Raw genomic sequence first — 11679 nt, forward strand, 5'->3', positions numbered from 1 at the left:
GACTTGGCCCACAGCGCACCGGTCCCGGTCCGCGAGCGCACCAGCCGCCCGCAGCGGCGATCGTGCGCGGGGGCGGTCGATGGCGAGGGTCAATGGCGAGGGTCGGAGAGGTCCGTGGTGCCGAAAGGGGAAGGCGCCCGGTGGTCGGACGCCTTCCCCTGCTGGTCGCCGAGGTGCTCCTGCCGCCCGTCCCGGCCCCGGCGCGCGGGCTACAGCGCGGCCTGCTGGGGTCGGGTGGGAACGATGATGACGGTGGGGGTGTCGGCGGTCAGGGCTGCGGTGAACTCCCGCTCCAGGTCCTCGGTGGTCTCCACGTCGACGGCGTGGCACCCGAAGCCGCGGGCCACCGAGGCGATGTCCAGTCCCGGCAGGTCGAGCCCGGGCACCCCGGGGGTGTCCTCCAGCAGGGCGAACGACTTCAGGATCGAGTACTCGTGGTTGCGCATCACCACGTAGACGATCGGGAGCCGGTGCCGGGCCGCCGTGTAGAGGGCCTGCACGGAGTACTGGAAGGAGCCGTCGCCGATCAGGCCGACCACCGGGCGCAGCACTCCCCGCTCCCGGTCGCCCAGCGCGACGCCGACCGCGGCCGGGACGGCCCAGCCGATGCCCCCGCTGGCCGTGGCGAAGAACGAGCCCGATCGGGTGGTGGGCAGCCATTCGAGCTGCTGCGCCATGGTCGACGTCGACTCGTTGACGATGACGGCGTCCGGCGGGCGGACCCTGCTCAGGGCGGCGTAGACCTCCGGCGGGGTGAGCGGCCGGTCCGGGGCGGACGGCAGCGCGCGGGGCCGCGGCATCGGCTCCGGAGCGGTCCGCGCCGAACCCTCCTCGACGAGGTCGAGGAGCAGCTCGATCGCCCGCCGGGGATCGCCGAGCAGGCTGTCGCCGACCCGCGCGGCCGCGGCCGCCTCCGGGTCGCCGGTGATCTGGAGCAGCCCGGTGCCCGGGGGGAGGTAGTCGCCGGGCACGTACGGGTAGTAGCGGAACACCTCGGCGCCGATCACCACCACCAGGTCGTGCCCGGCCAGCCGGTCGCTGATGGTCTTCACCGACATGCCGAGCGGGCCGGCGAAGAGCGGGTGGTCCTCGGGGAAGGAGACGCGGTCCCCCAGCGGGGCGCCGTAGACGGCGGCGCGCAGTCTCTCCGCCAGGGCGACGGCCGTGTCCCAGCCGCCGCTGCGGTCGACCTCCGGCCCGAAGACGAGTGCGGGCCGGCGGCTGGCGGTGATGCGCTCGGCGAAGGCCCGCAGCCGCCCGGGGTCGGGGGCCACCCGCTCGCTCACCGTCCGCACCCGGGTGAAGCCGGACAGCGGCCGCTTCCAGTCGTCCATCGGGATCGACAGGTAGACCGGGCCGGCGGGCGGCTGGAGCGCCTGCGCGTAGGCGCGCATGAAGGCCTCGGGGACGTCCTCGGCGCAGGCCGGCTCGTAGGACCACTTCACCCAGGGTTTCGGCAGCTGGGTGGCCTCGCGGTTGCCGAGGTAGGGCTCGCCGATCACCAGCTCCCGGTGCTGCTGGCCGGCGGTGACGATCAGGGGCGTGTTCCCGTGGTGGGCCGCCACCAGGTTGCCCAGCGCGTTGCCGGTGCCGGCCGAGGAGTGCAGGTTGACCAGCGCGGGGCGGCCGGTGACCTGGGCGAAGGCGTCGGCCATCGCGAGGGCGGACGCCTCCTGGAGCGCCAGGACGTAGCCGAAGTCCGCGGGGAAGTCCTGGAGGAACGGCTCCTCGGTGGAGCCCGGATTCCCGAAGACCGTGGTGAGTCCGAGCGTGCGCAGCAGGTCGTACGTCACGGTGCGGACGGTGGAGTGCTCAGCCATGGGTGCCAACGCTTTCACCCGGGGCGTCAGGGCCTCAGGGCTTGCAGGGACGGGTCTCGGTCCGGCCGGCCGGCAGCCTCCTGGGGCGAGGCGGCGACGGGGGGCGGCACGTCGGTTCCGATCGTCACGCCGGCCGGCTCTTGCAGGAGAGCATCGGCACTGAGGGCCCCGCAACCGGACGAACGGCCGGACGAACGGGTGCGGGGCCCTGGGGCAGGGCGGGTCGGCGGCAGCCTCGGCCGGTGCGCGGGCTAGGTTCGGGTCCGTGACCGGCAACGACGCGGTCCTGGCGCTGATGGTCGCCACGGCGCTGGGCTTCGACTTCACCAACGGCTTCCACGACACCGGCAACGCGATGGCGACCTCGATCGTCACCGGCGCCCTGCCGCCGCGCGTCGCGGTCGCGGTGTCGGCGGTGCTGAACCTGGTGGGCGCGTTCCTGTCGACCGCCGTGGCGGCGACCATCGCCAACGGCCTGGTCGCCACGGGGGAGGTGACCTTGACGGTCGTCTGCGCCGGCCTGGTCGGCAGCATCCTGTGGAACCTGGCCACCTGGTTCCTCGGGATCCCCTCCAGTTCCTCGCACGCGCTGATCGGCGGGGTGGTCGGGGCGACGGTGGCGGCCGCCGGGGCCTCGGCCGTCAAGTGGCAGGGGCTGGTCTCCAAGGTGATCGTGCCTGCGGCGCTGTCGCCGTTCATCGCCGGTGGGGTGGCCGCGGTCGGCACCCTCCTGGTCTACCGCCTCACCCGCGACGTGCCCGAAGGCCCGCGCGGGCGCGGCTTCCGGCTCGGCCAGATCGGCTCGGCCTCCATGGTCTCGCTCGCCCACGGCACCAACGACGCGCAGAAGACCATGGGCGCCATCACCCTCGCCCTGATCGCCAACGGCACCCTGCCCACCGGGGCGAAGGCACCGGACTGGGTGATCCTCTCCTGTGCGCTGGCGATCGCCCTGGGCACCTACATCGGCGGCTGGCGGGTGATCCGGGCCCTGGGCAAGGGGCTGGTGGAGATCGAACCGCCGCAGGGGATGGCCGCCGAGTCGGCCTCGGCCGCCGTGATCCTCTGCTCCACCGACTTCGGCTACTCGCTCTCCACCACGCACGTGGCCACCGGGTCGATCCTGGGCTCTGGGGTCGGCCGGAGCGGCGCCGTGGTGCGCTGGCAGCTCGCCCGCCGGATGGTGACGGCCTGGCTGCTCACCCTGCCGGCTTCCGCGCTGGCCGGCGCGGTGGCCTACTGGGCCGCGAACGGGATCGGCGGGACGGCCGGCGTGGTGGTGATCGTCGGCGCGCTGGTGGCGGCGTCGGCCGCCTTCTTCGCCGCCTCCCGCCATCCGGCCGTGACACCGGAGAACGTCAACGCCGTGTGGACCGGTTCGGTGACGCCGGAGCCGGTCAAGGCCAAGGACGAGGTGAGCCCGTGAACTCCTGGATCAACCTGGACGCGGTGTGGAAGATCGTCGTGGTGGGCTTGCTCACCGGCGCCGGCCTGCCCGCGCTGTTCGCCCTCGGCCTGCGCCTGCTCAACCCGACCGGCGCGGCCGGCGAGCCCTCCGCCGTCCGGCCCTCCGCCGTCCGGCCCGCCGCCGGGCCGGTCGGCTCCACCCTGGCGGGACTGATCTTCGCGGTGGTGCTCGCGGCGATCGGCTGGGGCATCTCCGTCATCGTCGGCCACCGCTGACCGCCCGCCGTCCAGGCCGTCTCGGCGAGTGCCGATCCCGCTCGTCACCGCAGGTGCTGTCGTGCTTCGTCCGTCCCCTGCCGTCCGCCCCTGCAGTCCGCCCCTGCCGTCCTGCACCCGTCCGCCGGATGAACGGGAGTGGCTGCGGCTGAGGCCCGCGCCGGGCACGTTCCCACCGGGTGGAATTCGGATCTCACGTTCTCGGCACCCGCACCGTCTTCCAGGTGAGACAGCAGGTGCAGAAGGCGGCCGGGCACGGCGACGACCCGAAGAAACCGAGTGGAGGCCGCCGGACGTGGAGGAGGGCAGTGCCGGCCGCGACCGGCCGGCTGTTTCGGGAGCTCGAACACATCGGTTCGGATTCAAGGTCTACGGCAGGGCGAGGATGAGGGAACCGTTCGAGAAGGCGGTCGAGCAGCACGGCGCGACCGTGCTGCGGGTGTGCCGGGCGCTGCTGGGGACACACGACGCAGACGACGCCTGGTCGGAGACGTTCCTGGCGGCGATGCGGGCTTGGCCGGGGCTGCCGGAGACGGCGAACGTGGAGGCGTGGCTGGTGACGATCGCCCGGCGCAAGGCGATCGACGTGCTGCGCGCCGCCGGACGCCGGCCGCTGCCGGCCGAGGAGTTGCCGGAGGAGCCCAGTTCGCTGGGCGTTCCGGGCGCTGACGACGGGGAGCTGTGGGAGATGGTGGGGCGCCTTCCGGGCAAGCAGCGGCAGGCGGTCACGTTCCGCTATCTGGCCGGGATGTCGTACGACGAGATCGCGGCGGTCCTGGGCGGGAACACCACGGCGGCGCGCCGGGCGGCGGCGGACGGTCTGAAGAATCTACGAAAACACTATCCGGGCGCGACCTCGAGAGGAGCATCTACATGAGCGGCATCCGATCCCACGATGACGTCCTGAGCGTGCTGTCGGCTCCCGTCGACGCCGGGACCCTGGCCCGGCTGCACCGCCGGCTGGAGGCCGAGGCCCAGGCCGCCGCCCTGGTCGACATCGCCTACACCGTCGTCGACTCCCCGGTCGGCCCCCTGCTGCTGGCCGCCACCGACCGGGGCCTGGTCCGTGTCGCCTTCGCGGTCGAAGGCCACGACCAGGTCCTTCAGGCTCTGGCCGACAAGGTCAGCCCGCGCATCCTGCGCGCCCCCGGCCGGCTGGACACCGCCGCCCGGGAAATCGACGAGTACTTCGACCACCGCCGTCGCGCGTTCGACCTGCCGCTGGACCTGTCCCTGTCCAAGGGCTTCCGGCAACTGGTCCAGCAGCACCTGCCGGAGATCGGCTACGGCCAGACCCGCAGCTACCGCCAGGTCGCCGAACTGGTCGGCAGCCCCAAGGCGGTGCGGGCGGTCGGCACGGCCTGCGCGACCAACCCGCTGCCGGTGGTCGTCCCCTGCCACCGGGTGCTGCGCACCGACGGCACCCTCGGCGGCTACATCGGCGGCCTGGAGGCCAAGACCGCACTACTGGAACTGGAGGCCGCGGCATGACCGCCACCGCCGTCACCGCCGTCACCGCCGCCACCGCCGTCACCGCCGCGAAGACGAGGACGACGGCTCCCGGCACGGACGCCGCCACCGGATCCGGGCCGTGGGCCGGCCGGGCCGAGAGCGCCGACTGGGACGCGGTGGCCGCCGAACTCGACGCGTTCGGAGGCGCGTTGCTGCCGCAGCTGCTCACCCCGGACGAGGCCGGCCGCATCCGGGACCTGTACGGGCGGCCCGAGCTGTTCCGTTCCACCGTCGACATGGCCCGGTACCGGTTCGGGGCCGGCGAGTACAAGTACTTCCACGCCCCCTACCCCGAGCCGGTCGAGCAGCTCAAGCAGGCCCTGTACCCGCGGCTGCTGCCCATCGCCCGCACCTGGTGGGAACGGCTCGGCCGCACCGCGCCGTGGCCGGACACCCTGGACGAGTGGCTGCAGATGTGCCACGCGGCCGGGCAGTCCAAGTCCACCGCGATCCTGCTGCGCTACGGCGCCGGGGACTGGAACGCGCTGCACCGTGACCTGTACGGCGACCTGGTGTTCCCGTTGCAGGTCGTGATCAACCTGGACCGGCCCGGCACCGACCACACCGGTGGGGAGTTCCTGCTGGTCGAGCAGCGCCCCCGCGCCCAGTCCCGCGGCACCGCCACCCTGCTCCCGCAGGGCCACGGCTACGTGTTCACCACCCGCGACCGGCCCGTGCGCTCCGCGCGAGGCTGGTCCGCCGCCCCGGTCCGGCACGGCGTCTCGGCGGTGCGCTCCGGGCACCGGCACACCCTGGCCCTGGTCTTCCACGACGCCGCCTAGCGTCCCCGGCGGCCGCCGTCGGTCTGTCCGCATTCACCGCGCCCGCCCGCCCGCTCGCCTGCTCCTGCCGGCCGGGCGCGGTGTGCCGCCTGGACCTCTGCCGGTCATCGAAGAGCGCTGACGAAGAAGGCACCCCATGAATCCCCTGACCAGCCCCCTGCTGACCGACCCCCCACCGCCGGGCCCCGACCTGGCGGTCACCGACACCGAAGTCACCGTGCTGGTCGCGCTGGCCCAGGCGCGCGGCGCCCGGAGCATCGCCGTCGGCTCCGGCCGGACCCCGGCCGCGCTGGCGGGCGCCGACGCGATCACCCGGGCCTGGCAGGCCGCCGGCGGCGTCGTGGCCGCAACGACCACCTGGCCGGAGACCGCAGCCTCCTGGCTGTGCCAGGCCCGCCACTTCGCCGACGCGCCGGCCGACGTGTGGGTGATGACCGGCCCGGAGGTCGGCTGGGCCCAGGTGGCCCGGCGGCTGCTGTGGTCCACGTCCTGGCGGCCCGACCGCACCCTGGCCACCGCCGCCATCGGCCGCCCCGCCACGCTGGCCCTGGTCGGCGCCCGGCAGCTGCGCGGCCTGACCGGAGCCGACGCGAACGGCGCCACCTGGACCGTCACCGACGACGGCGGCCTCACGGTCACCGGCCCCGGCCCCGGCCCCGGCCCCGGCCCCGGCCCCGGCCCCGGCCCCGGCCCCGGCCCCGGCCCCGGCCCCGGCCCCGGCCCCGGCCCCGGCCTATCACGGTGACGGCGCTGTCCGACCTGCCGGAGGTGCCGCGCGATGCGGTCAGCCCCGCCCCCCGGGGCACCCCTGTTGCCCGGACGACTCTTCTAGCTGCGCCCCGGCCCGGCGGTCCGACCATCAGGCCGTGAGCACCAGACCCCTTGAAGAACAGCGAGGACCATTTCCCGATGGCCAGCGACACCGCCCCCGCCCCCGCCCCCGAACACTCTGTCGACCCCGGGGTGGTGATCGGCGAGGACGGGCTCGCCCGCCCCGCGTGGGCCGGCACCGATCCGCTGCTCCGCCAGTACTACGACACCGAGTGGGGCATGCCCGTGCGCGACGAGCGCGGCCTGTACGAACACATCAGCCTGGAAGCGTTCCAGGCCGGGCTGTCGTGGGCGACGATCCTGCGCAAGCGCCCGGCGTTCCGCGCCGCGTTCGACGACTTCGACCCCGACCGGGTCGCCGGCTACGGCGACACCGACGTCGAACGCCTCATGGCCGACGCCGGGATCGTCCGCAACCGCGCGAAGATCCTCGCGGCCGTGGCCAACGCCCGGGCGACCGTCCGGCTGCGCGAACACGGCGGCCTGACCGACTTCGTGTGGGGGTTCAAGCCACTCGACACCCCCAGACCGCGCACGTTCGCCGAGATCCCCACGACCTCCCCCCAATCGCAGGCCCTGTCCAAAGCACTGCGCGCACAAGGATTCGCGTTCGTCGGCCCGACCACCATGCACGCCCTGATGGAAGCCATCGGCATCATCGATACCCACCTGCTGGACTCCCACCGCCGTGGCTCCTCCGGACCCCCCCACCACCCAGCGCCCCTGCCCGGTGAGGCCGTTCGGCCGCCACACGGCCCGCCACGTCCCCCGTGTGGCGGGCCGTGTCCGTCGAGCCGCCGTCTGGAGGCGACGAGCGACGGGACGTTCGCCATCATCATCACGCTGCTCGTGTTCCCGATCCACCGCACCCGGGAGGGCCGGTGCGGTGAACCTGGTCCCGAGTGGGTGTCACATGACGCGCTTCATGACGATCATGTGGCGTTTGAAGGGTGCGGTGTCGCTGCCCCAGGACAGCACGGCGAAGACCTCGCCGCCGGGGAAGCCGTGGATCTCGGGTGCGGCGCCGGTGGGCGAGGGGCCGCCGGTGCTGTGGGCCCAGTCGGACCAGGTGTTGCCGCCGTCGGTGGAGCGGTTGAGGTAGAGCTGGTGGTCGTTGGGGCTGATGCAGCCGATGGCCATGTTCTGCTGGGCGGCGTAGCCCGGGTCGAAGGGGCTGGTCGCGAGGTGTCCGGGGTCGCCGCCGCGGCCGATCGCGACCGACTCGCACCGGCCGCCGCCGGGCAGGTCGGTGTACTGGGCGTTCCTGCCGTCGCCCGGGCGGGTGCGGGCGACGCGGACCGTGTTCGTCAGGCCCCGGGAGGCGAAGAACTCCTGTTCTCCGAAGGTGAAGGTGAAGTTGCTGGCGATGTCCACGCCCCGGCCTTGGAAGCGCTGGATCTCCCAGTCGGGCCGGAAGCGCGGCCGGCCGGGCCGGAGATCCATCTGCTGGGTGTGGAGCCAGCCGTTGACCTCGGTTGCCAGTTGCACGCCGTTGGTGCTGTAGGTCGCCGAGACCCTGCCGGTGAGGTGCAGGATGCCGGGGACCCGGTTCCAGCCGGTCCACCAGTTGGTGTTCCGGTCCTGGAGGAAGCTGTAGTAGGCGGAGCCGTCGTTGCCGACGCGGAACATGACCAGGCGTTGGATGCGGGCGTCCACGTCGCCGACCGCCAGCGTGGGCGGGAGGTGGGTGTGGGCGTTGCCCGGCATCTGCTGCCAGGCGCCGTTCCCGTGCCGCCACCAGATCCGGTCGTCCTCGCCGCGGGTGGCCTCGTACGTCTCGTTGTCGTGCCACAGGGCGGTCATGGCCGACGGGGGCCGCCAGCCACCGCGCGCTGCGTGGCCGGCCGTGGCGACACCGCGCGCAACTCCTCCACCAGCGCATACAGACGGTCGGTACGGTTCACGTGGACGACCGAGGCGCAATCCGAAAGAGCGTCGCGTGTTAGGTTTCGCCCGCGGAACAGGACGGTTGAGGGCGGGGGCGACATGGTCAGTATCAGCGCGGTAGCAGGCATCGCGGCGGTGGAGTTCGGGATGGTGCTCACGCCCGGACCGAACATGATCTACCTCGTCTCTCGCTCGGTGGCACAGGGGCGCCGCGCCGGACTGATCTCACTGGCCGGCGTCGGGACCGGCTTCTTCGCCTACCTGCTGGCGGCGACCGCGGGCATCTCGGCGGTCTTCTCGCTGGTTCCGGAGATCTATCTGGCGGTCAAGCTGGTCGGCGCCGGCTACCTGCTCTGGCTGGCCTGGAAGGCGGTGCGGCCCGGCGGCTCCTCGGTCTTCGCGCAGCGCGAGCTGGTGCCCGATCCGCCGCGCAAGCTCTTCACGATCGGCCTGCTGACCTGCCTGCTCAACCCGAAGATCGCGATCCTCTACGTGTCACTGCTGCCCCAGTTCGTGGACCCGAGCCGGGGTCACATCGCGGCGCAGAGCCTGCTGCTGGGACTGACCCAGATCGTCGTCGGGCTGGTCGTGAACGGCATCTTCGTGCTGACCGCCGGATCGGTCTCGACGTTCTTCTCCGGCCGCCCGCTCTGGACCCGGATCCAGCGCTATGTGATGGGCACCGCACTGGCCGGCTTCGCGGTACGGATCGCCGCCGACCGCTCGCAGGCCGTGGCTGGCACGCCCTGAGAGGGCTGTACGCGGGCTGATGTCCGGTGTGTGTCGCCTGAACGTGTGGCTTTGACGCCCTATGGTCGGTCGCCGAGCGGCTGCCGTGCTGAGCTGGCTACGTGAGCGACCGCAAGCCCTACAAGAGCGACTTATCCGACGAACGCTGGGTGCTGATCGAGCCCGTGATCACCTCCTGGAAGGCCCGGCACCCTTCCGTCAGCGGCCATCAGGGCAGCTACGACATACGGGACATCGTCAACGCCTTGCTCTATCGGTCCCGCACCGGTTGCCAGTGGGACTTCCTCCCCCACGACCTGCCGCCCGCCGGGGCGGTGAAGTACTACTTCTACAAGTGGCGCGACGACGGCACCGACCAGACCATCCACGACCTGCTGCGCTGGCAGGTCCGCGAGAAGAGGGGCCGATTTGCCGACCCCAGCCCGGTGGTGCTCGACACCCAGAGTCTGCACGCCGCCGCCGGGGTCCCGGCCGGCACCACCGGACGGGACCCGAACAAGAAGGTGCCGGGCCGCAAGCGGGGCCTTGCCGTCGACGTCCTGGGTCTGGTGATCGCCGTGGTGGTGCTGGCCGCCTCCGTCCACGACAACGCCTTCGGCACTGCTGGACGGGCTCGACACCGCCGCCGAGGAGATCCGGATCACCCGCAAGACGCTGCTGGAGCTACCCGGTCCACACCACCCGCACCGCCGGCCGCCAAGCTGCCGGACCATCCGGCCTACCAGGAGATCATGGCGGTATTCGCTGTGGCCGACGCCCCGCTGCGGGCGCGGGCGGTGTGCGAGGCGATGGACGTGGAGATCGCTCCCAGCAGCATCAACAACGCCCGCCTGAAGCTCAAGCGGCTCACCGAGCGGGGAATCCTGGTCGAGACCGAGCAGGGGTTGTTCACCCTGCCGCGGCCGTAGTCGCCCCAGCGAGCCCGCAGCCAGCCTGCTCAACCCAGTCGACAAGCAAACCGGGCATCACGTCACGTACCGTCCTCTCAGTAAGCACCGCCGGAAGCGCCCAGTGGTCAACCGTCAGCGCCGCTGGCCAGTGTGGTCGCTGCAGGCAGATCAAGGTCGACTGCCCAGCGACTACGGGGTGGTGATCTTCCAGGCGGTGTATCGCCTTGAGCATGTCCTGCCCGACTGGTTCTGACGTCCGCGCGCTGTCCCGCACGCTCTGCCGACACACCGGGCCGCGGAGCGAATCTTGGGTCCGGGATCGCCGAGTCCGAGAAGGCGAAGCCCGTGGGGACGTACGCCGCCCTCCTGGACCCACCCCACCCCACTCCCCGACACGGCAGCCGCTGCGGGCCTTCTCGCGGCGGCAGGCGCTCTGATTGCGGAGTCGGAGAGCAACTCCGTGAAGTTCTCCTGCCGTTCAACATGGCGGTACTCGGCGAGGGATAGCATCTGCGACATCTAGATGTGTAGATGTCCTGCCGGGGCCTCGGTGGGACCTGCGTGGCTTCCTGGTGAAGGAAGTCTGCTCGAACCATGGGCGCTCGCACGCCTTCTGGCGAATAGTCATGAGAACGGGAAGGGACCCCGATGACCCCCACGAAGACCGCCGGCGTCGCAGCCGCGGCCTGCCTCGCCCTCACTACTGCGCTGGCCCTGGCCGGCCCGGCCCAGGCGTCCCCGGTCCAAGGCGCCTATGTCGCCCTGGGTGACTCCTACACCGCCGTCGGAACACTGACCGCCCCCGCCCCCGGCGCACCGTCCGCCTGCCGCCAGGGCATCGACAACTACCCCCACGTCGTGGCCCAGAACCTCGGGCTGCAACTCGTCGACGTCAGCTGCTCCGGCGCGCAGGCCCGAGACATGACGATCGCCCAGTCACCGGACTCGCCGCCGCAGTTCGACGCGCTGGCCCCGTCCACATCGGTGGTCACCCTGGGCATAGGAGGCAACGACAACAACACCTTCAGCACCGCCGTCCGCGGCTGCGAGGTCATCGACGCGCTCAACGTGTTCGACATCGGTTCGCCGTGCGCGGACTTCTACAAATCGACGTTCACCGACGCCATCGCCTCGGACGAGGTGAACATCGCCGGGGCCCTCCAGCAGATCCACCGACTCTCGCCGCAGGCCAAGGTCTTCGTCGTCGGCTACCCGGACATCCTGCCGCAGAGCGGCAACTGCCGGCCGCAACTGACCCTCACCACCAAGGACACCGCCTACCTCGACGACATCGAACTGGCCCTCAACTCCATGCTGCGGCGCACCGCCCAGAGCAACGACGCCACCTACGTCGACACCTACACCCCGAGCATCGGGCACGACGCCTGCCAGAGCGCGTCCACCCGCTGGATCGAGCCGCTCGTTCCCGCCGGCGCCTACGCGCCGTTCCACCCGAACGCGGTCGGTCAGCAACACACCGCTGCGGCCGTCGAAGCCGCGCTGCGGGCCGCCGGCGTCAGCTGA

Annotated in this window: 12 protein-coding genes and 1 pseudogene; 11 read left to right on the forward strand and 2 right to left on the reverse strand. The window is 72.3% G+C overall.

The window, feature by feature from the left end; translation table 11 throughout:
• Positions 1-209: 209 nt before the first annotated feature.
• Positions 210-1820: a benzoylformate decarboxylase gene (gene mdlC / locus AB0R04_RS02360; protein WP_363367392.1), complete on the reverse strand. Its 1611-nt coding sequence runs from the start codon at positions 1818-1820 to the stop codon at positions 210-212.
• Between the two features lie 265 nt (positions 1821-2085).
• Here mdlC and AB0R04_RS02365 point away from each other — a divergent pair, with 265 nt between their 5' ends.
• The 7 genes and pseudogenes from AB0R04_RS02365 to AB0R04_RS02395 form a co-directional block, all read left to right on the forward strand.
• Positions 2086-3246 carry an inorganic phosphate transporter gene (locus tag AB0R04_RS02365; RefSeq protein WP_363367394.1) on the forward strand — a complete coding sequence of 387 codons (1161 nt, stop codon included), beginning with the start codon at positions 2086-2088 and terminating at the stop codon, positions 3244-3246.
• Positions 3243-3503: a hypothetical protein gene (locus AB0R04_RS02370; RefSeq protein ID WP_363367396.1), complete on the forward strand. Its 261-nt coding sequence runs from the start codon at positions 3243-3245 to the stop codon at positions 3501-3503. The genes AB0R04_RS02365 and AB0R04_RS02370 overlap by 4 nt, the downstream gene beginning before the upstream one ends.
• Before the next feature lie 385 nt (positions 3504-3888).
• Positions 3889-4380, forward strand: a complete 492-nt coding sequence (locus AB0R04_RS02375; RefSeq protein ID WP_363367398.1) for an RNA polymerase sigma factor — start codon at positions 3889-3891, stop codon at positions 4378-4380.
• A complete protein-coding gene (locus tag AB0R04_RS02380) occupies positions 4377-4994 on the forward strand; it encodes a methylated-DNA--[protein]-cysteine S-methyltransferase (RefSeq protein ID WP_063352126.1) in 618 nt (205 codons plus the stop codon). Before AB0R04_RS02375 ends, AB0R04_RS02380 begins: the two co-directional genes overlap by 4 nt.
• Positions 4991-5797, forward strand: a complete 807-nt coding sequence (locus AB0R04_RS02385; RefSeq protein ID WP_363367400.1) for a 2OG-Fe(II) oxygenase — start codon at positions 4991-4993, stop codon at positions 5795-5797. The genes AB0R04_RS02380 and AB0R04_RS02385 overlap by 4 nt, the downstream gene beginning before the upstream one ends.
• Positions 5798-5933: 136 nt before the next feature.
• The gene (locus AB0R04_RS02390; protein ID WP_363367402.1) at positions 5934-6542 is read left to right on the forward strand and encodes a hypothetical protein; all 609 of its coding nucleotides are present in this window, start codon (positions 5934-5936) and stop codon (positions 6540-6542) included.
• 305 nt (positions 6543-6847) lie between these two features.
• A pseudogene (locus tag AB0R04_RS02395) lies at positions 6848-7255 on the forward strand (DNA-3-methyladenine glycosylase I); the annotation flags it as partial.
• 282 nt (positions 7256-7537) lie between these two features.
• Here the strand turns inward: AB0R04_RS02395 and AB0R04_RS02400 are convergent.
• Positions 7538-8431, reverse strand: a complete 894-nt coding sequence (locus tag AB0R04_RS02400; protein WP_363368023.1) for a hypothetical protein — start codon at positions 8429-8431, stop codon at positions 7538-7540.
• Positions 8432-8614: 183 nt separating this feature from the next.
• On the opposite strand from AB0R04_RS02400, the gene AB0R04_RS02405 reads away from it, so the two are divergent.
• From AB0R04_RS02405 to AB0R04_RS02420, 4 genes are all read left to right on the forward strand, one after another.
• Entirely contained in the window at positions 8615-9265 is a 651-nt protein-coding gene (locus tag AB0R04_RS02405; RefSeq protein WP_363368001.1) for a LysE family translocator, read from the forward strand.
• A gap of 101 nt (positions 9266-9366) precedes the next feature.
• Positions 9367-10173, forward strand: a complete 807-nt coding sequence (locus AB0R04_RS02410) for a transposase (RefSeq protein WP_363367404.1) — start codon at positions 9367-9369, stop codon at positions 10171-10173.
• A gap of 103 nt (positions 10174-10276) precedes the next feature.
• A complete protein-coding gene (locus tag AB0R04_RS02415; RefSeq protein WP_363367406.1) occupies positions 10277-10408 on the forward strand; it encodes a hypothetical protein in 132 nt (43 codons plus the stop codon).
• Positions 10409-10803: 395 nt separating this feature from the next.
• Positions 10804-11679 (forward strand): SGNH/GDSL hydrolase family protein, encoded by an 876-nt coding sequence (locus tag AB0R04_RS02420; RefSeq protein WP_363367408.1) that lies wholly within the window; start codon positions 10804-10806, stop codon positions 11677-11679.

Source organism: Kitasatospora sp. NPDC056731 (assembly GCF_040687675.1).
GTDB lineage: Bacteria > Actinomycetota > Actinomycetes > Streptomycetales > Streptomycetaceae > Kitasatospora.